This is a genomic window from Faecalibacterium sp. Marseille-P9590, assembly GCF_017377665.1.
Taxonomy (GTDB): Bacteria; Bacillota; Clostridia; order Oscillospirales; family Ruminococcaceae; genus Faecalibacterium.
This window is the reverse complement of the sequence record NZ_JAFREF010000005.1, coordinates 157227-181267: the sequence shown is the minus strand read 5'-3', so window position 1 is coordinate 181267 and position 24041 is coordinate 157227. Positions and strand designations below refer to the sequence as shown.

General features: G+C 53.9%; 19 protein-coding genes and 1 CRISPR repeat array. Of the genes, 5 read left to right on the top strand and 14 right to left on the bottom strand.

Annotation, left to right across the window (positions count from 1 at the left end; translation table 11 throughout):
* Positions 1 to 823: 823 nt before the first annotated feature.
* The 11 genes from J3349_RS08245 to J3349_RS08195 form a co-directional block, all read right to left on the bottom strand.
* The gene (locus J3349_RS08245) at positions 824 to 1222 is read right to left on the bottom strand and encodes a (deoxy)nucleoside triphosphate pyrophosphohydrolase (RefSeq protein WP_158395147.1); all 399 of its coding nucleotides are present in this window, start codon (positions 1220 to 1222) and stop codon (positions 824 to 826) included.
* 14 nt (positions 1223 to 1236) lie between these two features.
* On the bottom strand, positions 1237 to 1605 hold the full coding sequence (locus tag J3349_RS08240; protein WP_147323237.1) for a hypothetical protein: 369 nt from the start codon (positions 1603 to 1605) through the stop codon (positions 1237 to 1239).
* Positions 1606 to 1611: 6 nt separating this feature from the next.
* Entirely contained in the window at positions 1612 to 4770 is a 3159-nt protein-coding gene (locus J3349_RS08235) for a DEAD/DEAH box helicase (protein ID WP_207677072.1), read from the bottom strand.
* 226 nt (positions 4771 to 4996) lie between these two features.
* A complete protein-coding gene (cas6, locus tag J3349_RS08230; RefSeq protein WP_207677071.1) occupies positions 4997 to 5752 on the bottom strand; it encodes a CRISPR system precrRNA processing endoribonuclease RAMP protein Cas6 in 756 nt (251 codons plus the stop codon).
* Positions 5749 to 6837 (bottom strand): type III-A CRISPR-associated RAMP protein Csm5, encoded by a 1089-nt coding sequence (gene csm5, locus J3349_RS08225; RefSeq protein WP_207677070.1) that lies wholly within the window; start codon positions 6835 to 6837, stop codon positions 5749 to 5751. Before csm5 ends, cas6 begins: the two co-directional genes overlap by 4 nt.
* On the bottom strand, positions 6834 to 7799 hold the full coding sequence (gene csm4, locus J3349_RS08220; protein ID WP_207677069.1) for a type III-A CRISPR-associated RAMP protein Csm4: 966 nt from the start codon (positions 7797 to 7799) through the stop codon (positions 6834 to 6836). Before csm4 ends, csm5 begins: the two co-directional genes overlap by 4 nt.
* Positions 7780 to 8445, bottom strand: a complete 666-nt coding sequence (gene csm3 / locus J3349_RS08215; RefSeq protein ID WP_158395142.1) for a type III-A CRISPR-associated RAMP protein Csm3 — start codon at positions 8443 to 8445, stop codon at positions 7780 to 7782. Before csm3 ends, csm4 begins: the two co-directional genes overlap by 20 nt.
* Positions 8446 to 8449: 4 nt before the next feature.
* Positions 8450 to 8983: a type III-A CRISPR-associated protein Csm2 gene (gene csm2, locus J3349_RS08210; RefSeq protein ID WP_207677068.1), complete on the bottom strand. Its 534-nt coding sequence runs from the start codon at positions 8981 to 8983 to the stop codon at positions 8450 to 8452.
* Positions 8967 to 11351: a type III-A CRISPR-associated protein Cas10/Csm1 gene (gene cas10, locus J3349_RS08205; protein ID WP_207677067.1), complete on the bottom strand. Its 2385-nt coding sequence runs from the start codon at positions 11349 to 11351 to the stop codon at positions 8967 to 8969. Before cas10 ends, csm2 begins: the two co-directional genes overlap by 17 nt.
* A 237-nt stretch (positions 11352 to 11588) precedes the next feature.
* Positions 11589 to 12212: direct repeats of the CRISPR family, unit length 32 nt; unit sequence GTTATCGTCCCCTTGCGGGGATAAGCTGCAAT.
* Positions 12213 to 12412: 200 nt separating this feature from the next.
* Entirely contained in the window at positions 12413 to 12784 is a 372-nt protein-coding gene (locus tag J3349_RS08200) for a hypothetical protein (protein ID WP_207677066.1), read from the bottom strand.
* A 71-nt stretch (positions 12785 to 12855) separates the two neighbouring features.
* On the bottom strand, positions 12856 to 13050 hold the full coding sequence (locus tag J3349_RS08195) for a hypothetical protein (protein ID WP_207677065.1): 195 nt from the start codon (positions 13048 to 13050) through the stop codon (positions 12856 to 12858).
* A gap of 154 nt (positions 13051 to 13204) precedes the next feature.
* Between J3349_RS08195 and J3349_RS08190 the strand changes: the two genes are divergently transcribed.
* From J3349_RS08190 to J3349_RS08180, 3 genes are read left to right on the top strand one after another with little or no spacing between them, the layout of a single operon-like run.
* Entirely contained in the window at positions 13205 to 13813 is a 609-nt protein-coding gene (locus J3349_RS08190; RefSeq protein ID WP_207677064.1) for a TM1812 family CRISPR-associated protein, read from the top strand.
* A 6-nt stretch (positions 13814 to 13819) separates the two neighbouring features.
* Positions 13820 to 14833 carry a hypothetical protein gene (locus J3349_RS08185; protein WP_207677063.1) on the top strand — a complete coding sequence of 338 codons (1014 nt, stop codon included), beginning with the start codon at positions 13820 to 13822 and terminating at the stop codon, positions 14831 to 14833.
* 28 nt (positions 14834 to 14861) lie between these two features.
* The gene (locus J3349_RS08180) at positions 14862 to 16271 is read left to right on the top strand and encodes a TM1812 family CRISPR-associated protein (protein ID WP_207677062.1); all 1410 of its coding nucleotides are present in this window, start codon (positions 14862 to 14864) and stop codon (positions 16269 to 16271) included.
* A gap of 369 nt (positions 16272 to 16640) precedes the next feature.
* Here the strand turns inward: J3349_RS08180 and J3349_RS08175 are convergent, their stop codons facing one another.
* Positions 16641 to 17825, bottom strand: a complete 1185-nt coding sequence (locus J3349_RS08175; protein WP_207677061.1) for a hypothetical protein — start codon at positions 17823 to 17825, stop codon at positions 16641 to 16643.
* Positions 17826 to 18071: 246 nt separating this feature from the next.
* Here J3349_RS08175 and J3349_RS08170 point away from each other — a divergent pair, with 246 nt between their 5' ends.
* Positions 18072 to 20000: a DEAD/DEAH box helicase family protein gene (locus J3349_RS08170; RefSeq protein ID WP_207677060.1), complete on the top strand. Its 1929-nt coding sequence runs from the start codon at positions 18072 to 18074 to the stop codon at positions 19998 to 20000.
* A gap of 370 nt (positions 20001 to 20370) precedes the next feature.
* Here the strand turns inward: J3349_RS08170 and J3349_RS08165 are convergent, their stop codons facing one another.
* Positions 20371 to 21177 carry an AIM24 family protein gene (locus tag J3349_RS08165; protein ID WP_207677059.1) on the bottom strand — a complete coding sequence of 269 codons (807 nt, stop codon included), beginning with the start codon at positions 21175 to 21177 and terminating at the stop codon, positions 20371 to 20373.
* A 479-nt stretch (positions 21178 to 21656) separates the two neighbouring features.
* Between J3349_RS08165 and J3349_RS08160 the strand changes: the two genes are divergently transcribed.
* Entirely contained in the window at positions 21657 to 22355 is a 699-nt protein-coding gene (locus J3349_RS08160) for a hypothetical protein (RefSeq protein WP_207677058.1), read from the top strand.
* A 14-nt stretch (positions 22356 to 22369) separates the two neighbouring features.
* Here J3349_RS08160 and J3349_RS08155 read toward each other — a convergent pair whose 3' ends face one another.
* A complete protein-coding gene (locus tag J3349_RS08155) occupies positions 22370 to 23575 on the bottom strand; it encodes an ATP-binding protein (RefSeq protein WP_158395130.1) in 1206 nt (401 codons plus the stop codon).
* Positions 23576 to 24041 lie beyond the last annotated feature (466 nt).

Genomic DNA, 24041 nt, shown 5'->3' with positions numbered 1-24041 from the left:
AGATTTGAACCTCCTGCTTCAAAAAATGCCCTCAGCATCGGAGGATACTGAGGGCGAACGGTTAGATCAGTTACGGGTGCGGGAGAGCTGGTAATCCAGGCTCTGTTCAGCCGTGAGCCCCTTCTGGATAAAATGTACCAAATTCGGGTAAAAGATGTAGATACGTGATCCGTTCGGTACGTGGCTTATGTAACCGGCGGCTACGAGGTTGCGGAGACTGTGGTGTGTTATATCATAACCTTCGCTCCGTGCACGACGTGCGGCACCTGTTAGTGTAAGAAAATCCTGCGGCTTATTAACCATAATGTTTCTCTCCTTTCGTAAAATGATGGAAAGCACAGGCGGCTTTTCATAATAAGCATATCTTTTTGAGATATAGGACTCTTAAAGGGCGATTAAGGGTACCAGGGAAGATCTGGCATTTTTGAGAAGTCATAACGCTCCAAAGAATGCAAATCGGGTTGTACTTCCTCATATTGGGCGTTTAAAGGGGGAACGACATAAAATCTCCTTTTCAATGTATTTTGTTCAATCGCTGTTTTCCATTTCTTCAGCGATGCGGACGAGGACTTCCACCAAGATGGTGCCAACTTCTTTGACGATTTCGGACCAAAAGTTCATAAGGCTGTCTCCTTTCTGCGCAGCTGCGCTTTAAAATACGATGGTAATAATGATAGTGATGGTGCGGAATAACAAAGTGCTCACCTCCAGACATAAAAAAGCCCCTGAGTCTTTCGACTCAGAGGCTTTGAATCATGATTATTATATCTGGGTGAAAAATGGAAATTTGAGAAAGCTAAAGAGAGGGATTTATCATAAAAAATTATAATGCAGGACGTATTTGCGCTAGAAGAATCCGGTCCGCCGGAAGCCACGGAACAGAATCAAGCTCCTCTTTAGTCAGCCAGCGTGCAGCCTCAGCTTCTTTCAGCACCAGTTCGCCGGAAACTACTTCGCACCAGAAACAGTCCATGGAAAGATGGAAGGCGGGATAATCGTATTCAATGGTGTCGATAAGGTTGCCTACCGCAATCTCGGTATCCAGTTCTTCCCGGATCTCTCGTTTCAGTGCCTGCTGCGGGGTTTCACCCGGCTCGATTTTGCCGCCCGGGAACTCCCATCCGCCCTTGTACTCGCCGTAGCCGCGGGCAGTGGCATAAATTTTATGTTTCGTCTGAATATCGTCGCAGATCACGGCTGCAACAACGCGAATCATTTTCATGAAAATCTCCTGAATTATTTTTCATAATAGAGCGGACAACCCAGTTTTCTCAATTTGGATTCGATTGCTCCTGTAGAACGTTTTAGAATCAAAGAAATTCGTTTGACGCTGTTCCCCTGCTGGTGGAGCCGCAGTAATTCACGTTCTTCTTTTTGCGACCATGCTGTTCCAGCGCGAGAATAACGCTCTGCCTTTTTGTTTCGAGGAAGAGACTTCAGATATTCAGCGGTAGATTCAATGGAGCAATGTTCCAATACGATTTTTAATGCTTCTTGAATTTCTTCCTGAGCACAACTATCATTTTCAGACAGAATCCAACCGGTTAAAGGATTAATACCTTTTGCAAGAGTTTCAATTATGGTGCGAGCCAGCATATCGTCCATAGTATGTTACCCCACGATCAATTTGTTGGTCTTTTTGAGGAACTTTGCAGGAATCGGGCGGTCCAGCTTCCATGTGATGTTCATGGGGCGGGAGCCCTCATGCTTCACATAGTTCACCGTGCCCAGATAGGTATACGCTCCTGCACCGCCAAAACGGGCCTCTGCCTTGAACTCGCGCACGAACAGCAACACCCGGCTTCCCTTTGCCCGGTGATGGATGTAGCGCTGCCCGGTGGCAGAGTTTTCGGCGGTGGTGCTCTGGCTCTGCCAGTGGAACAGGCTCTCGTTGATGGAATAATCCTTGTACATGGTGGTGGGGGAGTAATCCTTGTCCGCTTTGTTCAGGGTCACAAAGAACACGTCCAGCTGCTTTTCCGGCAGCCACTTCACGCCCTCGCGGACAGTGGCAGGCTTCAAAAAGTCCAGCGCCACCAGCAGCTGGTCACGGGTATAAGTACAGTGCAAATCCAGCGGACAATCAAAGCCCACCTCCACCGGCTCGTCAATAAAATCGATGCGGTCATATTGATACTGCAAAAGTGCCTGCAGCTCCCCCAGCAAAACGGGACTGTCCGAGAGAGCATACAGGTTATCGAGAACTTCTTCATCCTCCCAGCTTTCTGCAGTTTTGCCCCAGAGGGTCACATAGAACATCTGCAGCATCCGCTTCTCTACTGGCGATAGAGCCGCAAAGTCGGTGTTGTCCAACTTTGGCAGAAGCTCCAGCAAAAAACGGATCCACCTGCGGGAATCCACGACTGCAAAGCGTGCAAGGGCTTTGGTCATGGTCTCTTCCAAAGGTTCTGCAAAATCGGATGCCGCCCCTGCGCGGACGCACAGCCGGTTGAAGCAGACCTTTTTGCTGTAAATTGCACGCGGGTCAAGATGATAGTAGTCGAGGAAGTTCCTGAGTGTCAGGGGTAGACCGGTATCCTCGGTAAAGGCAGTTGCCCGCGCCACAAGCCCGGAGGTGCGGTCATAGGAGGCGCTGATATTGTCCAGCACATATTTTGCGGCGATCTTTTCCAGCTGGATATAACAGCCCTTGGGCGCAGAGACAAAACCCTCTTTAATCTCTCGGCTGACGCTGTGGGTGGTGTTGGAGAGCAGGGCCGTAAACTTTTCCTCGAAATTGTACTTCTTGTTTGCTTGCCCGATGAAGTCCAGCACGGTCAGGCATTCCTTGTTTTCAGCCAGACGCAGGCCGCGGCCCAGCTGCTGCAAAAACACGGTCAGCGACTCGGTGGGGCGCAGGAACAGCACGGTGTTGACTTCCGGGATGTCCACGCCTTCGTTGTAAATGTCCACCACAAAAATGAAACGAATCCCCCCGGAAATGAGCCGCTGTTTGGCGGTGTTGCGCTCCTCATCGGAAGAATCGCCGGTCAGCGCTATGGACGGGATGCCGTGGGTGTTAAAATAGTCCGCCATGAACCGGGCGTGCTCGATGGAAACGCAGAAGCCAAGCCCCTTTACCTCGTCAATATCGGTGACATATTTCAGGATAGAATTCACCACAAGGTCAGCGCGGCGCTGTGCTACCATGCCGCTGAAGGTGTACAGGTTGGACAGTTCGGCCTTATCATAACCGCCGGTGCGCCATTTCAGACTGCTCAGGTCGGCCGTATCGGTCACGCCGAAATATTGGAACGGGCACAGCAGTTTCCGGTCAATGGCTTCCGGCAGGCGAATCTCGGCGGCAACGCGCCCACCGAAATAATCCAGAATGCTCTTGCCGTCCATACGCTCCGGTGTGGCAGTCAGGCCCAACAAAATCTGTGGCTGATAATACTCCAACAGCTTCTGATAGGTGGGCGCGGCGGCATGGTGGAATTCGTCCACCACGATATAATCGTAGAAATCAGCCCCGGTCTTGGCGGTAAAATCCTGCGAGTTGAAGGTTTGGATGGAAATAAACAGGTGTTCAATGCTGTCCACTTTGTAATTGCCGACCAACAGTTCGCCGAAATTGGCATCTTTCAACACGGCACGGAAAGTGTACAGGCTCTGTTTCAGGATCTCCTCTCGGTGTGCCACAAACAGCAGACGGCAGGGCTGCCCCGGATGCTGTTTGCAGAAGCGCTTGTAATCCAGTGCGGAGATCACAGTTTTGCCGGTGCCGGTGGCGGCGACTACCAAGTTGCGGTTGTAACCCCGAACGGTGCGCTCGGCATCCAGTCGGTCCAGAATTTCCTGCTGGTAGGAATAGGGCAAAATATCCAGGGTATAGATCCCGCTGTGGTCGGTCTCGCTGTATTTTTCGGCTTTCAGGGCGCGGATCAGCCGTTCCCGCTGCCCTTCATCGTAATATTCAAACTCGCTGGAGTTCCAGTAGCTTTCAAAGGTGGCTGCGATCTTTTCGATGGTCTCCGGCAGGTCCTTTCGGGTCACCTTGACGTTCCATTCCAGACCGCTGGAAATTGCCGCATTGGACAGGTTGGAGGAGCCTACATACGCCGTAGTAAAACCGGTGTCCCGGTAAAATACATAGGTCTTTGCGTGCAGGCGGGTACGTTTGGTGTCGTAGCTGACCTTGATCTTCGTATTGGGCAGCGCGCGCAGCTCCTCGATGGCTTTTACGTCCGTAGCGCCCATATAAGAGGTGGTGATGATGCGCAACTCACCGCCGTTTTGCACAAACTGCCGCAGCTCGTCCATGATGAGGCGCAAGCCGCTCCACTTGATAAAGGAGACCAGCATATCAATGCGGTCGGCGGAAACGATCTCCTTTTTCAGCTCCGTGTACATCTGCGGCTCATGGATAGCGCCGGTAAACAGGGAGCTTTGCGCAATGGAGGTCTCCGGGCGGTCAAGGTCCTTTGCGCTTTTTCCTGTAGCAAGGCGCGGGTCATTCTGCTGCAAAAGCGCAAGAAGCTGCTCTGCTCGCTGGTCAACACCGAGCGCGGCAAAGTCAGCTTCCTGTGTGGTGTTCTGGATGGTGGTCACGATCTGATTTGCCAGCTGGATCTGCGCCTCGATGCCGCCGCCGTTGTCCTGCACGTTCTCAAGACCCTTCTGCACCACGTCGGTCAGATACTGCGCCAGTACCTTGGCAGCCTCCGCTGTGTCGATGGGCGCAGTGGACTTGCGGGCTTCCGGGATCTTCGCAAGCTCGCTGTTCAGCGCGTTGTTGATGACCTGTTCGTACAGTCCGGGGTAGAGCATAGATGCACTTCCTTGCCGTTTTCTTTTATTATAGCGCCCGTCAGAAGAATATTCAATGATCGAGAATAAACCGCATCTGATTGAAAAAGAAGTTTTTTGATCTCAGAAAATATACTGTAGCTGCATTGCTTTTATTAAAAATAATAGAGATCGTGATAACCATTTATATGATGCTACAATAAAAAGAGACTGATGCAGTGCAACAGTCTCTCGATAGCAATGAGGCTTATATAACGGGTGTTTTTTTATAAAAATCCGTAGCAGCGCCTCCCATTCCAAGAGTGGTTTTGATGCCAACTCCGCCATGGGATGCAAAAGAGAGCAACGCGTTCCAAAGTTCCAGAAGCGGCGGCGCAAGGCGTGCCTCGATGGTCACATTGCCTTGAAAGGCTGGAATGCGCGTTTCTTTCAGCAGATAACGTGTGGTATGGAGATTATAATCCACAATATGAAGCCCTTGCTGTAAAGCCTGCAGTGCATCAGAATCGATAAGGGCATATTCTGGAAAGGCAGCGTTCCAATGCGAAATCAGACTTTGCAAAAGCAGAGTTTCCTGCGGGAAAATAGTATAGCGGCCGGACTGCTTAAAGGCGCAAGGCGACAGAAAAGCAATTTTGGCACGGGTTTCGCTGCGGGAGCGCCCAGAACGAATCAGCTCTTCAGCGGAGATTGCCGGAAAGGTACGGACCTCTGAAACCGGGAGTGTCAATTCATGCAGAGGGATTTCCTTTGCAGATTCCAAAACGGGGAAAACTACCTGTCGAGCAGCGTCATTCAGCAGGTTGACCGTCCAGATCAAAGACTGTTTTTCCGGCGAAAAACATAGAAAATGCGCAATGGGGTGTTCCCCTTGCAGATGCATCTGCTCTCCAAATTCAGAAGAAATCTGTGACATCAGCCAGCCATACAGACGATAAGACCACGACTGGGGAATCCGCACATCATTGGGCGGAGATAAAACCAGTTGAATCTGCTGGATCATAAGATACTCACCCCGCAATGTCCATAGGGATAAAGCCGACCACGAAAGCGAGCATATTTCATGGTGTGCGGGGAAATGCCATTTTCGGCATCACGCTCATGCTTATGTCTACGGAACATCTGCGCCATTTGCTCTGCTGTCCAGCGCAAACCTTCTTTTTCGCCCAGATAGGGATATGCTAGCGACTTGGCAAAGAACCCGGAGCCGCCGCCCAGGATCAGATAGGGCTGCTGCGGCAGGTTGACGGCACCGCGCGGCAGGGTAAAATGCCGAGCGTAGGTCTGCTGATAGTATGCATCGAACTGTTGGATGGATTCCAGCAGAGAGTCTTTTGTAATGCGGCCCTTCAGCACAGACTGATCCAGGGTCAGCTTGAACCGGATGGCTGTGCCCGGTGCGGCGCATTCCCGGCAGAGGTTGATGCTGTGGGTTCCGCCATCTGTGGCGGAGTCTGTTTTTCCGGCCAGCATCATGCAGTTGTCCGAGATTGAGAGGCTGTCGGAAACCTGAATGCCACGGAAAATGCTGTTGACGGCGTCCGAAGCGATGCTTCCATCTTTCAGAGTGCGCAGATGCAGCTGGTTGACATATTTATCTTCCGGAAAGGCGGCCCGGCGGTTTTGTGCAAGGCTGTGTCCGGTGCTGCGGTCAGCCAATACCGCACTCAGCAGCCATGCAGTACGCAGCGCACCCTTGATGCTGCTGCCGGGAATGTAGGCATGGCCCTGCGCATCACGCTGGAAAGCATGGATCTCTTTCAGCGAGTGCTCAGCATCCAGCGCATCTCCCACCTCGATCTGATAGCGCGTCAGCGTTTTCAGTTCTGCATCGGAAATGCCGCAGTCTTTGGTCAGAAAGGCCCAGAGATTGGACTGCTCGCTAAGCATAAACTGTCCGTACTTGTCCACCAGATCGTGCTCGACTAGAAAGCTGAAAAATTTTTGCTCGTCCAGAAAGGAGACTTTGCCATTGCGGGTGTTGTACATGTACTCTTTTTTGGTATAGCTGCTGCCGTTGCCAACAAACAGAGGTGCCCATACATTCAGAGTAAGGTCAAAGATCTGCAGATGATCCTGCTGAATCATAATGTCACCCCCATAAAGATTGGCTTGGAATAGCGGTATACCGGATGCACATCCGACAAACCAACATCATACAAAGCACCCTGATAACGATTTTGCAGGACAGAACCTGCCGAAAGGGCATACTGCGTTTTTTTCTTCAGTGGAGTTTCCACACGATCGGATGCCATAAATCCGCTGCGGCGTACGAGCTGGAAAGAGGCGTCTTTCAGCGCGCTGTCCAGTTCATCTGCCTGCGGCAGGCTGGTGGTCAGCAGCAGATAGGGTGCGCGGTTGGCAGAAAGTGCACGGCGCAGCCACTTGGTCTGCGCGTCAGAGGGTGTATTTAGACAAAGCTTTTGCACTACATGGAACTTTCCGTAACCAGAGCTGACTTTACCGCCGATGCCGGTAGCGCCCAGCCAATCCAGCAAATACTCCAGATCTTCATCCTGACCATCTTCGGTAAATCCGCAGATGAAATACAGTCCGCAGTCCGGCGCAAAACGGAACAGTCCAACCTGATACGGCATGGTATCCCCCTGCATGGGAACGGCTGCCTTGGTCTGCTCATAGTGGGTGCCAAAACTTTCCGGTTGCTCGTCAGGGGTGAAATGACCTTTATGCAGGCTTCTGGCGTAGCGGTCAAATTCCAACACAGGGATCCATGCTAGCTTTTTTACCTTTTTACGCAGGGTGGTTTCCACTTCCTCAGTGGATTCCGATGCGGCAATGGGCTTTGGCAGGTAAAACGTTTCGCCATACCAGGGCATTGTATCGCTGAGCAGGAATTTTCCCTGCCGGACCTGCGCACAAAGCTGTTCCAGGGATTCTTCTCCGTGCTGGACGAGGGCCTCATGGCAGAGGGCAGAAAACAGGGTATCTGCCCGCAGGGTTTCTTCGGAGGTATAAAGTGACAATGCAGAGTCGGCTCCTCCGAAATGAACAGCTGTGTCAAACTGAAGCTTAAACAGAAAATAGTTCATAACTATCCACCTCATCAAAGAGGGATTTCAGGTGGCTGAGATCCACCTGCGCGCCATAGCCTTCCAGCGCAAAGTTTTTCAGGCTGACACGGCCGCTGCCGCGGGAACCATGGCCGCCCAGATAATCCATCTGCAGCAGCTTCATGCCTTTGGCCAGAAGAGAAAGATCTTCCTCGACCTGTGCCGGGTCGGTTACATCGTAAACGATGCTGACACCGAACTTTGCGCCGGCAATCACACGTTCGATCTGGCGGGGATTGGCCACAGAGTTGGCACGGGAAATTGCGTTCTCGGTCTTGACCTCGGTCACACCCACATTGGAAAGCTCTTTTGCATTGGACAAAAAGGCATCCGCAAACTGCAGGCGGGAACGGCGCACCGGCTCCGAGGAACCGAACAGGCGCAGAATGCGCTCGTCGTCCTTGTCGAAAGCAGGCATGTTCTCAATATCCTGACAGGTGCTGCGGGCCAGCAGGGTGCGCAGTTTGCCTTTCAGACTGCTGCCGGGTACGATGGGATAACCGGTATAGGGGTCACGCACCACCGGGCTGTCCACAGCACCAATGGCAGAAAAGGCAGAGGAACCGCCGATGTGCATACCGGTGCGCACTTCCAGATCGCACCGGATCAGAATTTTTCCATACATATGATTACCCCTCCTTGCCGCCGAAGTAGCGGTGGAAAGCGACCAGCGCTTCCATGTAGTGTGCAAAGCGGATCAGGTCCGCACGGTCGGTGGAAATGCCCTTGAGGTATTCCAGCAGGTTCGTCTGCGCCACAAAGCTTTTTACGGTATCATCGCGCCCGCACTCATAAGCCACCCGGACCCGCATCAGGTTGAGCTTCACGATGCTTTCGGGCAGAAGCTTCTCCTCGGTGCGGATGTTTTCCTCGTTATAGATATCCGTCACAAGGCTCAACAGGTTGCGGATCTTGCTGGTGGTCACGGTCTTACCGCCGCTCATGAGGCTGCGCATAATACGCTCGGCTTCGTCTACATAATCTTCCGGCACCTTTTTCGGCGTGATCTCCGGCGGCAGCTCTTTCTGCTGTCCATAGCTGCTGCGGTTGTTATAGCTGCCGGAACCGCTGCGGTTTCCGTTGTAGCTGTTGCTATATCCGCTTCGGCTGTTGTTATAGCCACCGCCGCCATAGCTGCGGCCATTATCATTCCATCCTGCCATCTGTGTCGCCACCCTTTCTGTTCTGATAGACATAAATATAAATTGCGGTGATGAGCTGGTGACGCTGTACGGCATCCAATGCCCAATCCATCATGTTGTGAGAGAATTGCTCGTAAAGTTTATAATCCGGTGCATTCTTTTTTGGGGAAAGCCGCGCCAGCAGGTAAGCGTACCGTGCGAGGTTGATGCGGTCGTTTTCGGCTTCCCGCAGCAGTGCCAGCAGGTTGTAGAGCATGGCGTTTCCATGCTCGGCGTTATCCTTGCCGAAGAAGCTTTGCAGGCAGCCGACCTTTTCGGTCAGGACCTTTGTGCGGAATACATCCCACGCATAGATATGTCCCTGCTCCGGCTGCACCAGCAGATTGCCCTTTGCATCCCGGACTGCTTTGCGCTCCGGCGTGAACAGTGCCACTGCATTTTTGCCGGGCAGATGCTTGGCGGATTCTTCCAGCGCGGCAGTTTCCTCGGCGGAAAGCCGGATGGGGTAATGGTCATCAAAGATGCCGATGCCTGCGCTGAGGGTCAGTGCACCGCAGGAGAATGCGGTGAAATTACGCTGGATGCGCTGTGCTGCTTCCAGAACATCGTTCCATGAGCCCACAAGGAACACATCATCACCGCCGGCATAAACAATGCTCACTTGCAGCCCTTCGAGAATGCCGTTGATGTAGCACTTGAAAAACAGTGACATCTGCCGGGAGAACGCTGAGGTGCGGGACAGGGTAACATAGTGCATCCGTTTGACCGGGTCTTTCTCGTTTTCCTGTTCAAAACCGGAGATGAAGGCGTGCCCGAGGTTGTCCACATCCATGCGGCAGACCGCAATGCGGCGCACGCCCTCGGACTGCTCTGCCAGTTCTTCCATGCTGTTGCTGGCGGCGTAATCGCCAACATACAGGTTGGTGCTGTAAGTAAGGCCGGTGAACGGTGCATTTTTGGTATATACACGCGCGACGGGCTCGCCGGAAGCCAGCCGTTTGCGGGCAGAGAGCGGATCCGTCAGGGACAGATATTCACTGCCGCCGTCCAGTGCAGGCAGCGTGCAGTCATCGGCAGCCGAGGGCTGACGGCTTACTACCAGAACGCGCGTGTTCTGGATCTTAATGGAAAGATCTACGAACAGTTTGCACCAAGGGCAGAGATCATCCTTCAGGTTGGCACTGGTGCCGCACACCTTGCATTCCCGGCCATCCGGGTAAGCGGCGATACTGTTCAGCTGTCGCAGATCCTCTGCGGTATAGCGGTGGAACTTGTGCTGCTCCAGCAGACGGTTCACCCGGCGGAACAGCTCTTTGTAGGGGCTTTTTTCAGCCGGGGTATTGGTCAGGTCGTTGCCGGAGCAGGGCGTCCATGCGTTGGCCAGAAACAGCTGGGTGCCGAACTGCTGTTGCAGCCAGCGGTTGAACTGCCAGTTCCACCGGGTCAGGGTATCGGCCACAGCGGCAGTGTTGGGCAGCAGCACATAGCAGTGCCCGCCGCCGCTGTAGATCAAGTTGGCGCGGGACACGCCGCACCCGGCCAGAAGCTCGTCCAGATAGTGCTCCATGAGCAGCTCCAGAAAGAACGACCGGCTGCGCAGGGAGCGCAGGGCGTTTTCGGTATGGACGGTATAAAGAAACTTCTGGATGCGGGAAAAATCGGCGGTATAAAGCAGAAAAACGTCCTTCTGACAAAAATCCTTCTCCTGCTCAAAAAGCGCTTTGCGCAGGTCGGTGATGTTGTTTGCCTGCACATATTCGCTGATGCACGCCGCAATGGCTGCGGTGGTCTTGGCGTGGTCAAACAGAGAAACATCCGGGCTTTCGCCGGTAAAGGTGCTGGACGGAAAACAGCTGAACTGCGTTTCCAGCAGACCCAGCAGCGAGTTGATCCACTCCGGCTGCGGCTGCAGATCCGGCAGGCACTCCTTCAACTTGCGTACAGCATCTGCATAGACGGAAGCGGAAAGCGGCTGCTGCTGCCGTGGCAGCTTCAGGCTGCCGTCCTGCGGCTGCGCAGGCATCATCCAGCCGGGGTGGGAACCATTCAGGTGGGTGAACACCGAGTCCAGCGGAAGATCCCGCCGGAAGGAACTGCTTTCGCCTTCGACCTCCCGGCGGTCTGCGGCGGCAGAAAGATCATCTGCCAGATAAACGATATAGGCCGGGGAATCGGCTGGCAGCGCCTTTGCTGCACCGCGCAGCGCGGCGGAGTGGTGGTAGCGCACACAGTCCAGCGCCGGTGCCCAGCCTGCACCGGGCAAAACGCCGTGCAAAAACTGGTAGCCCTGTTCACTGTGGCTGCCGCGCTGCCCACCGGCACGGTACACCGCTTTACCGGTGTCGTGCAGCAGCCCGCCATAGGTGGACTGCAGGGTGAGAACGTTCAAAATACCATCTCCTTTACGGGTTGTGGAAGAATTGCACAATAAACGGAAAACGCGTTTGTCAATTTTGTAAGAGATGCTTGGAATTGGCTTTATTATAACACATTTTGTCGCTATGCAAAAGCCGCAGCAGAGAAAATATCACAGCAGCTGCAATCGTTCCGTTCATAGAGGGACAGCCCACGGAAACCAAAGAGTTAAGTTTTGTAAAAGAAAAACTCCGCATCTTTTGATGCGGAGTTTTTTGCCCCCTTGCGGGGATAAGCTGCAATTCCGGCCTATTACTGCGGCAGCGTGAACCAGTTGTTATCGTCCCCTTGCGGGGATAAGCTGCAATGCGGTCGGACGGCCTGTACATCGACCCGACCTTGTTATCGTCCCCTTGCGGGGATAAGCTGCAATTTTATTATCTGGATCAGTTCCAGCGAATCCAATGTTATCGTCCCCTTGCGGGGATAAATTGCAATCATTGACATTGTAAACGGCGAAGAGATGAAAATGTTTCCGTCCCCTTGCGGGGATAAGCTGCAATATTCTGCCGACCATCCGCCGGGGCTGCACCGGGGAGTTATCGTCCCCTTGCGGGGATAAGCTGCAATCTGTGCAAGTGGGCGAAAGCCGCATTTAATCAAGGTTATCGTCCCCTTGCGGGGATAAGCTGCAATCATTATGGTTATTAAAGACTTACCGAAAATCAGAGGTTATCGTCCCCTTGCGGGGATAAGCTGCAATCGCAGAAGGAGTTGATTTTATGGCAAAGACGAAGGTTATCGTCCCCTTGCGGGGATAAGCTGCAATCCGTGAACGAAAGCGGCAAGCTGACTGCTTACAAGTTATCGTCCCCTTGCGGGGATAAGCTGCAATAGCAGAACTGCCCCAAAAAGAAACTCTTTTCCTGCGTTTTTTAAGGCGTGTTCTGCAATCACAAGATAAATATAGCACATTGACTGCAAAAATAAAAGATATTTCCGAATAAAAAGTTGGAAATTGGTGGTGCGAACCCTGTGCCAGATTGGGGAAAACTAGGCGGTAGAAAAGGAGGTTCGCACCCCGAACTGTTGACTTCAGGGCATCGGGCCATATCGCCGGAACCCGGCAAACACAAAAATGCTGCGCTTCAGGGTGCTGCCGTCCGGGTAGGTGGTCTCCTGACTCTTGCGGCGGGAGCAGGCGGCCAGCGTGGGGATGCCCGCGGCTTCCAGACGCTGGACTACCCGGTACACAAAGGTGCACTCGCCCTGACAAAGCACGGCGTCCGGGTTAAGGTGCAGGATGTGGTCGGCGTATACCGCGGCAAGGGAGTCCAGTGCGGCCTCGTCGGCGGCGGGGTCGATGGCGGGAAAGGCAAGATCGACCACCGTGCCGTAGCGCTGTGCCGCAGCCGTTTGCTCGGCGCTCCACTGGGCGTAGGGGTGGTTGGAAAAGTTGATGAACATAGCGTGTACCTCCCGGTTCTTTAAAAAAGGCTCCCGTCCGCACAAAACGGACGGGAGTGCTGGCGCGGGGCTCACCGCTTGTCGATGCGGTGGCCAACGTTGTTGCCGGCCAGAGCGCCGGTAACGCCGCCAACGATGGCGAAGGGGATGGTGCCGGCAATGGCACCGACAGGGCCGCCCACGGCGATGCCGATGGAGGCACCCTTCACGGCGCCTGCGACGGCACCGGCTGCGGCACAGCCCAGAGTAGAGATCAGCTCAAACATGTTTTTCACCTCCTTTCACCTACCAGAAGCCCATGGCAAGGGTGCAGTTAAGGCGTAAAAAAATAAATCCGCATAAATTTTTTAAACCATTGTAGCAGCGGCCTTTTTATGGTATGATGCAGATAATGGATCTTATAAAAAGGAGTGTTGCCCTGTGCTAAAGACTTATATCACCACCGTACCTTTGCAGGGAAAGCTGGACCCCATGCTGTACCAGCGGGATCATGCAGCCCCGCCCACGGCCACCTGCTTTCCCATCGTGCAGGTGATGCGGGATACCCTTGAACCCGGGGACACGGTGCAGCTGCTGGCCATCCGGCAGGAAAATGCCGATACCGCCCGCAATTATCAGCGCTTGTTGGAAGAGCTGGCGCAGCTGGGCATTGCAGAAGATCAGGTGCACCAGCTCCACCTGCCCGAGGATCAGCGCCCGGAAACGCTGATCGGCCTGTGCCGGGATCTGGTGGATGCCCTGCCGCAGGTCACCCGGGTGTATGCCTGTATCACCTACGGCTCCAAGAGCATCCCGGTGGTCACGTTGACGGCATTGACCTGCGCCGAAGCTACCCATACGGAGCTGGAAGTAGGCGGTGTGTATTATGGCGAGGTCAAGCGGGAAAACGGGCAGGTGCTCAGCGCGCGGCTTTACGATATGGCAGCGCTGTATCAGCTTGCCGGGCTGGTAGGTACCATGCGTGACAGCAAGACCGCCGAACAAGTGTTCCATCAGCTGATCTGGATGAACGAACACCGGGAGGACTGAGCAGCGATGAATGACGTGAAAACATGGGCGGACATTGATGCTTCGCCACTGCTGCAGCTGCCTCCGGAACAGCGCAAAAAGCTGCACGATGCCAATGATGAACGGTTCCGCACATTCTGGGCGGAATGCTTTCTGACCGCACAGGCTCCCGGAAGGGGAGAGGAAGCATGGAACAGCGTGGATTTCTGCAAGGCGTTTCTGGATGCGTTTGATTTTTGGGAAGCAAAGCCGGGGCAGACCTTCAGTATGTATCTGCGCACCGCTGTCCGTCATGCACAGGCACACGACCAGCAGCAGGAAGAAATGGCAGTGACGGGCTTCGGACGCGAGACGAACCGCAAGATCAAAAAAGCGCTGGAGTACATGGAAAAGAACGGAATTACAGAGAGTGTGCTCTGCCGTGACCCGGAAAAAGAACAGGTGATCGCCGATATTGTCGGGGTCGGCGTAAAGACCCTGCGGAAAGCACTGCGCAATAAGCAGTCGGTGCTCAGTCTGGACGACACTGGAGGAGAGGATTCGGCGCTGGGTGACCGGGTGGTTTCCCAAGAAAAAAGCGTGGAAGAAAAGGTGGAGCAGAGCAGTGAAATGCTGGCATGGCTGCACCGCGGCATAGGGCTGATGAACCTGCAGCAGAAGGAAAAATACGGCAAGACAGCTGGCCCGTTGTGGAGCAGCGTGCTGATGGGCTTTCTGCGCAACAATGACGCGCTGCCTCCGGCAGAGGATGCGCCCGCGCGGCTGGCAAACTGCGATGACCTGCGCCCGCTGGAACAGGATAACTGTCTGTGGGATATCCTGCTGCTGCACCGGTATGTGGAGTTTACAGTTCAGCCGCCCTATGCACCCAAAGCGCTGGAATGCGCCGCGCTCCACGCCCTGCTGGACTCGGAGCGCAACCCGGCGCAGGATAAGACCGTGGCAGAATTTCTTGGTGTGAGCCGGGCGGCGGTGTCGCAGCGGCGCAAAACATGGCAGCAAAAACTGGTGCAGATGAAAACGGAACAGGAGGATGGATAAGATGGGACGCGATGTTTTACTTTTATATATGAGCCCGAAAAACCCGAACTACAAGACCCAGACCAACGAGGGCGCGGTGCGGTACCTGATAAAGGAAAAGGAGACCCCGGACTGCATTCTGGCACTGTGCAGCGAGACGGTGCGCAAAAAAGCTGTGGTGGAAATGCCGGACGGCAGCACCTGCACCACGCTGGAATATTTCCGCGATGCGTTGCGCAGGGTGGGCATCCCGGAAGAACGGCTGGTGGTGATCGAAGTGCCGGACAGCATGGATGACGAGAAAAAGCAGTTTCAGGCCATCTCGCAGCTGCTGGAAAAGATCAACGAAGGGGACACCCTTTCCATCGACCTTTCCGGTGGCATGCGGGACACTGCCATGCTGCTGGTGACCGCTGCCCGCTGTATGCGGGACCTGCGCAAAGTGGAGACCCGCCGGGTGATCTATGCGGAGCTGCGCGGGGAAGAGCCTGTCGCGCATGACCGCACCCAGCTGTATGATCTGTTCGACTTTGTTACCGCCATGGACGAGTTCTTCTCCACCGGTACCGCGCAAAAACTGAAGCGCTATCTGTGGAGCGAGGGCGAAAAAGACCCGGTGCTGCACACGCTGCTGACCCGTATCAACCAGTTCTCGGAAGATCTGGCGCTGTGCCGGGTGCAGAAATTGAACGACGATTTGAACCAGATCGATCAGGCGCTGAAAAAGACGCCCAAGAAGAGCCAGAACCTGACCGACCTGTTCTTCCGGCTGCTGAAAGACCGTTTCAGTACCGAGTTTGCAGAGCTGCTTTCCTCCGGCGAAAAGGCGCTGCCTGCACTGGTGAGCTGGTGCGCCGGCCACGGGATGTACCAGCAGGCGCTGACCCTGCTGTGCGAGCAGATGCCGGAATATGTCTGCCAGCATATTTTTGTGCAGCCCACCCCCAAAGGCTGGGAGTATCTGGCAGCGCAGATGCAGAACAAGGGCAAGCCGTGGGTGTACCCGCTGTTCCACTTCCATTTCTGCCGCCTGACTTTGATGCAGAAGGAATATCCCTATACAACAGACCTGCGCCTGACCCTAAGCCGGGACGATGCAGAAGGAAATATGCTGTTCGGCGTAGCAAATGATGCAGAAATGCACGACTATCTGGATATGGTGCTTGCCTCTGGGCAGCTGGTCATCGACCCTGCCATCCGCCCGCAGCTGGAGCAGGCTGCCCTGCTCTATCAGCGCGTGATGCAGTACCGCAACCAGATCAATCACGCCAGCGCCAGCGACCTAGGCTTACAGAGCGAGCGCGTTCTGCCGCTGGATACAGAGCACATTAAAGAGACCCTGCAAAAGATCGCCGCCTACCTGCATGAGATCCGCCCCTTGAAGCGGAACGTCCCGCAAGGCGTCAAGGCGCTGCCTGTCACAAAGACGATTCCGGCAGGCGCAGTTCCCAACCTGTAAAATAGAATATAAGAAAAAGCAAAGCACCTCCGCTGCTGGCAAACGCCAGTGGCAGAGGTGCTTTTTTGTCCCCTTGCGGGGATAAATTGCAATTTGCATGGTTCTGAAATGGAGATTTCACTCCCGCGGTTTCCGTCCCCTTGCGGGGATAAATTGCAATGAAAGAGATTAAGACTGTCGCAGCTGTTCTGGAAGTTTCCGTCCCCTTGCGGGGATAAATTGCAATCGCACTGATTGTTGACGCACAGCCTGACGATACGTTTCCGTCCCCTTGCGGGGTGTAGTTTTACTATACCACACATTGAGTCAAAAGAAAAGAACTATACACCGGAGAAGCGCGGATGGAGCAGAAAAGATAAGGCATAAAGATCACCTCGATTCGGCAGAAGGGGCGTCAAAGCCCTGAATGGGCAGGCCGAGAAAGTATTCCTCGATGCGGTCCCAGAGCTGCTCGCTGGAAAAGCCGCTGGTAAACAGCCAGCTCATCAGCCGCACAGCATCGGTGTGGCGCTGGGCAATGCGCTCCGGCAGGTGGTTGCGGTAGAACCCGCGGTCAGCCAGCTCCAGGGTCTGGGTCTGGTTGACGTAGAGGTACAGGCGGCTGTTGGAGCCTCCCAGAAGGGCAAAGTGGAGCAGGTCCAGCTCTTCCAGAACGCCCAGAGCCGGGGTCAGACGCTCGCTGCCCTGCACAGAATCGTTCACCGGCAGATAGCGGCAGGTCTCGCCGCTGTGCAGAACAGCAAAGCTCTGCTCCAGCCAGTGGAAAAACTCGCTGATGAACGGGTCCACGACGCTGTACTCTGCGCCTTCCTGCGTGGTGCCACGGCGCAGCACACGGGTGCGCTGCAGGCGGGACGAATGCTGCTGCCAGGACTGCACAGCCGCCAGCACTACGCGCACTGCACTGGTGGCACGGGTGCTGCTCAGGCCTGTGGCCTGCGCCAGCCGGGCGGCGGCATCCCGATCGTAGAGATACTGGCCACTGCGGGCAGCCTCGAAGAAGATCTCCTTCAGGGCGCGCAGCAGAACGGAAAAACGGGCATCCGCATTGGCATGCCACTCCAGCGTCAGCTGCATGGCGGGGGTCAGGTGCAGCTGGGCATTCAGCGGCAGCTTGTCGCTGTGGGTGTACAGCAGGTACTTGAACTGCGGAAAGGAAAAATCGTTCTGCCAGCGGCTGCTCCACAGGCGGGCAAGATCTACGTCGTAGACTCCGGCGGCCTCATCCTGCAGGGCGGCAGCACCGGTACAGATGCGGTTGACTGCGGCGGCATCGGCGCTGTTGAGCAGGAAATACCCGTGGGTGAACAGAGGAGAGGGCCGCATGATGAAGGGTGCATAGCCGCGTGCTTCGCTGTCCTTCTGGATCAGCAACATGGCGGTCTTGACCTTGGCCAGCGGGTCCTGCTGGTGCTCACCGTTAGGGCTGGCAAAGATGTAGGCGAAGCTCTCGGCATCCACCAGAAGCTCGTTGCGGTGCTTGGTGGCAGCGGCCGGCTGGCTGGCGCGGTGCTGGCGGTATATTCCATGGTAAAACCCCGCTTTCACTTCCAACTGTAAGTGTTTTCGCTTAGTAGAAGCCCATGGATGCAGTAGAGTTAAGTCTTTCGAGGAAAAAATTATGGTTATCTTTTTGGAAACGTCAGTCAAATAAAAAATCAATGAGTTCTCTTATAAAGGTATAGAATTAAGAAACAAGGACAGAAAACCTTGCCAAAGAAACAAACTATACAGAGCTTTTTGCGTATGATACAATAAAATTATAAATCTTAATGAGGAATATCGTTTTAGGAGGCCATCATGGAGCCAATGAAAGCAACCAGTGTCAACAGCCGTGCGGAGGAGCTGTTTGTGCAGCTCTTCTGTGAGGCTTTTGGGCCTGAGAAAACCGAAAATTTGCAGGTCCAGTACCCCTGCGTGGACATCTATGGACGGCATCGCTATATCGACTTTGCGCTGGAATCTCCTGAATCCAAAATTGCAATCGAGATTGACGGTGAGACCTACCACAACCCTAGCAAGGTGTCCGAAAACAAATACGCTGATGACCTCCTGAAACAGAACAGCCTGATCTATGACAACTGGAAAGTATACCGTTGGATCTACAGCCAGCTGGAAAAGCAACCGGAAAAGGTCAAAGACGAGCTGATTACGCTTCTGGGCACCAGCCCCATGTTCAAGGCGTTTGAAGCGGACCTGCCGGTTCAGATGGGGCAGACCATCGAGCTTCGGGATTACCAGCAGGAGGCTACCGAGAACCTGCAGAAAATGCGAGAGGACGGCAAGACCATTGCGTTGTTGTACCATGCAACCGGCGTAGGAAAAACCATCACGGCAGCAACGGATGCCAAGGCAATGGGCGGACGTACGCTGTTTCTGGTCAACGCCCTGAAGTTGGCATCTCAGGCAAAAGAGACCTTTGCTAAGGTCTGGCCGGAAGCGACTTTGGGAGAGTACACCGGAAGCCAGAAGGATATGACCCAAACGGTCATTTTTGCAATGGTACAGAGCATCTCCAAGGATCTGGAAAAGTTCTCGCCTACAGATTTTGACTACCTGATCGTGGACGAATGTCACCATGCGGCAGCCAACACCTACCAGAAGATTTTCACCTACTTCCACCCGAAGTTTATTTTGGGTTTGACCGCTACCCCGGAACGCAGCGATGGCGAAGATATGCTGGAACTGTTCCAGAACGTTGCCCACAAAATGAATCTCAAAACTGCTGTAGAGCGTGGTATTCTGGTGCCGATTCGCTGCATCCGGGTCAAGACCAACATCGACCTGACCGATGTGCGGATCAACGGCATCAAATACAATTCGCAGGATCTGGAAAGCAAGCTGTTTATCCCGGAACGGAATCAGTTGATCGTTGATACATATTTAAAGTACGTCAACGGCAAAAAGACCGTGATCTTTTGTGCCAGCGTAGACCATGCAGCCGAAATTGCAAAATATCAGCCCATGGCGTATGTGTTGGCACCGGAGAACAAGCGCAAGCTGGATCAGGATATGCTGTTTCAGGGTGAAAAGCCGGAGGCATGGCTGGATGTGCCAATCGATGTGTCGGACTATGAGATCATTGACCTTTTCAACTGGCAGAACAGCGTCAAGGATATGATCTCGCAGATCGAGTTCGTCCGGATGGTGGATGTGCAGTCCGAGACGGTGGAGCGCTACATCAAGGACGGAAAAGTCAAACCGGACCTTTCGATTCCCTTTGGTGATAAGCGGATGTTCCACTATTTCCGGGAGGAAAGCATCCGCAACATTGCGAAACAGTATGGCTGGGATCTCATTACGCCGCAGAATATGGCGGACAAGTTCATGAAGTTTATTGAAACGATGGACATGAGCTACTTCTACAAGCCAGTGCTGCTCAAAGCAATCTATGAGTATATGGACACCAGCGGCAGAGTCGCTCTGCCGGACGTGGTGGGCTACTTCATCGACTTCTACGAGGACCGCAAGGCGCACGGGATGATCGCAGAGAAATCCACCAGCATTTATCAGAAGGGTGGCTATACCCGGAAGGATGTGGAGAAGAACATCCTCTCCAATCCCTTCAAGCGCTTTGAGGATATGCGATTCCTGATGCGCTGCAAGGACGTGGAGACCATCGAGGTGAACCCGATCATCTTCCGCAAGCTCACACGGGAAGATTGGCTGCATATTGTGGATGTCTGCGATAAGAGCCTTGAAAAATATTATTTGCGGCTCAAAAAATGATGTGAGCGCCGATAATTGACTGCGGGTGACGTGCATGATGAAAATAGTGAGAAATATGATCCGGTGTAAAAAGTGCAGGGACGTTATTGAAAGCTGCTCTGTGCATGATTTCAAATTTTGTTCTTGCGGATCGTGTGCAGTCGATGGCGGGCATGAGTATCTCCGTAGATGCGGAAATCCAGAAGACTGGGAAGAATTATCTGAAACGCAAAGTGTAGATGATTGAAAATTAAGCTGAACACGGCCTTTGAAGCAGAAGTTCAGCGGCAAGCAAAAAGCTCTTGGCCTCTATATTAAAGGCCAAGAGCTTTTTGCAAAGATGATGCTGTAAAGAAGTAAAACAGTGAAAGCGATAAGAACAGGTGGTCAATTACTTTGCATTTTTTGCATGCGTTGCGCTAACCAGTGATTGAGAAGGCGTTAATGGAGCAAGCCATACTTTGCCAGTTCCCTTATAAACATTTACCAGACCCTCACCGGATGCGGCAGAACCAAGCAAGGTTTTTCCGGAACGTTCAACCGTAAAGCTGAGACTGCCGGACCAGCAAATCGCAAAGCTGCCATCAATTTTTAAAACGTCGTCTTGAAGGTCGATTTCTACGATTTCCGAACGGGGAACATTGCTTTCCAGTACACATACACCATTGCCAGCAAGCCGTAGATTGAAGAGCCCTTCATTTCCGAGTGCTGCAGAAGAAAGCGAGGAGCGTGCTTGAATCTCGTGCTTGACAGTGGATTCACAGGCCAGGAACATGCCGTCTTCCATTACAAGACCGTCTGTCCAGTCAGCGACATTTTCGGTTAGAAGATATTTATAGGTGGGTTCGGTCACGAGCACACCCGTTCCGACGTACTCCGGCTTGATTGCGCTTTCTTTTGTGACGGAACTTTTTACCATTTTGCCTAAGAAGTCGCCAACACCCTTCAATCCGGTGGTTGCTTGCACGTTGCCAACAATGTACTGCATTGCGCCCGCTTGGAGAACAAGCCCCACTTTTCCGTTGAGATTGGCAATGGCCTGTTTCCGTTTGACATTCATCTGGCTCATATAGTATTCTTCCATTGCATTGCAAGGCGCTACGGAGAAATCGACATTGTGCTCAACAATGGAGAAGATACCCTTCTGTTCGGTGACGATGTGACTTGTCTGATTTGCCAGATTGTTGATTTTAAACATAAGCAAATACCCATTTCAAAGCAGATTTCGCATTTTTGTATGCAAGATTTGGTGTCCGTAAAAATGCTTAGATAAGTAGTCACAGTACAACTGAATAACTCCTTAAAATTCAGTGTATCATACGTCAACTGAAAATACTATCATCAAACCACACAAAACATTTGAGACTTTTTTGGCGAGGGGAGAGTATAGGAGTTGAAAGTTTGGCCAATGAGAATATAAAAAACAGGTTACTGATGCAAGTCGAAAAAATGCCGTTTGTAGCAGATCTGTAGCAAATTGAGCCTGTTTAACGAATTGACGTCATAAAAATCAAAAAGTCGTCATGCATCACACGCAGGGGGTCTGGGGTTCGAGTCCCTAATTCTCCACTCAAAAATCCGTTGTCATATGACAACGGATTTTTTTGTTTATCTGCATCTTGCCTCCCGGCAGAAAAGACGGTACAATAAAATAAAGCACAGCAGGGGGCGGGCGAGATGGAGAAACTGGAAGCGAAGCTGAAAGCAGTGGACTGGGCCGTGCGGGATGTACTGGTGGGTACTATGCGCAGCCCGCAGCAGCTGGAGATTTGCCGGAAGCACTGCTTTTATTACATCCCGGCAGAGCGCCTGCAAGACAGTGATTTTCCTATCCGCTATGTGGCCCTTTACCAGTCGCAGTATGTGTTCGGCGCACAGGCAGGTGTCCGGTACTACGGCGAAGTCACGAAATGCAGCGCCGTCCGCCGGAGCGCTATCACAGAGGTCAGCCCCCGGAGAGGGACGGAAGGAAATTTTTATTACCGCTTCGACATCCGGGAATGGAAGCAGCTGAATCGGCCCATCGAGGCCAAAGAAACGGGCTTTGTAAGGGATTTTACCAACCTGTTCCTGCTGGAGCACAGTGTCCAGACGCCGGAACTCTGGCTCCGCACGGAAGAGGAATACCGCCTTTGTTCGGCCCTGAAGCGGGCTGTCTGGGGCGACACCATCAACGAACCGGACAACGGTCTTGCATTTGAATTCCGGGGCTTCACCGTGAGCTTTGCGGAGGGAAAAATTTTCGTTTCAGACGAAGACCGCGCTTTTGCGCGGTATGAACTCTCGCATTTTTTGCAGGATCCCGGCGCTGTGGTCCGGGGCATCCGAAGAGAATGCCTCCGGAGGGATTCCATGAGGGAACTCTCGAAGATTTGAATCGTTCCTATTATTTACTTCTGCACGCCTGCGGCACACTGCTCGATGAACTGCTTGGCGACGCGGGGGCTGCGGCCTCCGGCACGGATGGCGAAGGCTTCGGCCTTGGTCAGCAGCTCGTCGTGGGGCATCTCGATGCCGTGCTGTTTGGCCAGCTCGGTGAGGATGACCTCGAAGCGGGCTTTCTCAGGCCGCTGGAAGGTGACGGTGAGGCCGAACCGGGCCGAAAGGCTCATCAGCTCCTGACGGGTGTCGGCCTCGTGGATGTCGTCGCCGGTGCGGTCGGAGAGGGTCTCCTTGATGAGGTGGCGGCGGTTGGAGGTAGCGTAAACGGCGATGTTCCGGGCTCTGCCGCCCACGCTGCCCTCGAGGATGGCTTTCAGGGCCGCAAAGTTGTCGTCGTTGGCCGTGAAGCTCAAATCGTCGATGAAGAGGATGAACTTCAGTGGGTTCGCAGCCAGCTTGTCCATCAAATCGGGGATCTGATAGAGCTGGTTCTTCTTGACTTCCACGAGGCGCAGGCCGTCGGCGGCGAACTCGTTGGCGATGGCCTTGACGGTGCTGGACTTGCCCGTACCGGCGTCGCCGTAGAGCAGGACATTGTTGGCAGGCATCCCGGCCAGCAGGGCGCGGGTGTTGGCGATGACCTTCTCCCGCTCCTGCTCGTAGCCCGGCAGCTCGTCGAGGCGCTGGGGGTCGGGGTAGCGCACCGGCACCAGCTGGCCGTTCTCGACCGTGAAGACGTGGTGCTTGGCGAACATTCCGTAGCCCTTTTTGCCCACCTCGCTCATCCGCTGGGCGTAGGCGGCGTGGAGGTCGATGGCCTTCGTCTCCCACCGGGGCAGGAAAGGCAGCTTGTCGGCGGCACCGGCGGCGTCCAGAAGCTCGTCCAGCGTCAGGCTGCACAGCTGCTGCAAGAAGTCCAGCTCATTGTCCAGTGCAGTCTGCAAGACGGGCGGCACTTCGCTGACAGCTGCCTGCCGGACACAGACCGTCTCGGCTTCGAGGACGGCAGCGGAAAGGTATTCGCCGAAATTGGTGGTGTGCTCGAAGAGGGCTGCTTCGAAAGAAGCAGCCGCGTCGCACACAGCTCCCGTGCTCTGGGGGGCAGCGGCCATCCGGTCGGTGAGGTCAACAAATTTTGCAATGACGTCATCGTCCAGCAGGGCGCGGAAGATGACCAGCCCGTGGAGCCGGGCGTTCCATTCTGTGAGGTTCATAATCTTGTTCCTTTATACTCTTTTTTGGAAAACCCCTCCGTCACGCCTGACGGCGTGCCACCTCCCCTATCGAGGGGAGGCCTTGGCATGGCGGAAAACTTCATCTCTTCGCCAGAGGCTCCCCTACAAGGGGAGCTGGCTGCGAAGCAGACTGAGAGGTTGTACGAAGACGGGCCTGCCCATGAACCGCAGGCGTGACGGAGAGGTTAAAAATTAAGCGCGTACTCCCAAAGTATACAGCGATGTAAGGCCCTGCGCAAGATGGTGTTTAATTATCTTCATGTTTGCCATGATTCACGTTACAAATCGTCGATTGACAACGGCCCGATTTATAGTATAATTGACCCAACAAATGCACAGATGGGAAAAAGTAACGCAGGATACCCGCTTTTCAGAGAGCTGCCGGACGATGCAAGGCAGCAGGCGGCCCGGCGCGGAATCCTCCCGGAGCAGCCTGCTGAAGGAC

Coding starts and splice junctions, on each gene's coding strand:
- cas6 (WP_207677071.1), bottom strand. CDS start 5,752: ATGATCCAGCAGATTCAACTGGTTTTATCTCCGCCCAATGATGTGCGG.
- csm4 (WP_207677069.1), bottom strand. CDS start 7,799: ATGAACTATTTTCTGTTTAAGCTTCAGTTTGACACAGCTGTTCATTTC.
- J3349_RS08170 (WP_207677060.1), top strand. CDS start 18,072: ATGGAGCCAATGAAAGCAACCAGTGTCAACAGCCGTGCGGAGGAGCTG.
- J3349_RS08240 (WP_147323237.1), bottom strand. CDS start 1,605: ATGGACGATATGCTGGCTCGCACCATAATTGAAACTCTTGCAAAAGGT.
- J3349_RS08165 (WP_207677059.1), bottom strand. CDS start 21,177: ATGTTTAAAATCAACAATCTGGCAAATCAGACAAGTCACATCGTCACC.
- J3349_RS08185 (WP_207677063.1), top strand. CDS start 13,820: ATGAATGACGTGAAAACATGGGCGGACATTGATGCTTCGCCACTGCTG.
- J3349_RS08195 (WP_207677065.1), bottom strand. CDS start 13,050: ATGTTTGAGCTGATCTCTACTCTGGGCTGTGCCGCAGCCGGTGCCGTC.
- J3349_RS08235 (WP_207677072.1), bottom strand. CDS start 4,770: ATGCTCTACCCCGGACTGTACGAACAGGTCATCAACAACGCGCTGAAC.
- csm5 (WP_207677070.1), bottom strand. CDS start 6,837: ATGATTCAGCAGGATCATCTGCAGATCTTTGACCTTACTCTGAATGTA.
- J3349_RS08200 (WP_207677066.1), bottom strand. CDS start 12,784: ATGTTCATCAACTTTTCCAACCACCCCTACGCCCAGTGGAGCGCCGAG.
- csm2 (WP_207677068.1), bottom strand. CDS start 8,983: ATGGCAGGATGGAATGATAATGGCCGCAGCTATGGCGGCGGTGGCTAT.
- J3349_RS08180 (WP_207677062.1), top strand. CDS start 14,862: ATGAGCCCGAAAAACCCGAACTACAAGACCCAGACCAACGAGGGCGCG.
- J3349_RS08160 (WP_207677058.1), top strand. CDS start 21,657: ATGGAGAAACTGGAAGCGAAGCTGAAAGCAGTGGACTGGGCCGTGCGG.
- csm3 (WP_158395142.1), bottom strand. CDS start 8,445: ATGTATGGAAAAATTCTGATCCGGTGCGATCTGGAAGTGCGCACCGGT.
- J3349_RS08245 (WP_158395147.1), bottom strand. CDS start 1,222: ATGAAAATGATTCGCGTTGTTGCAGCCGTGATCTGCGACGATATTCAG.
- J3349_RS08155 (WP_158395130.1), bottom strand. CDS start 23,575: ATGAACCTCACAGAATGGAACGCCCGGCTCCACGGGCTGGTCATCTTC.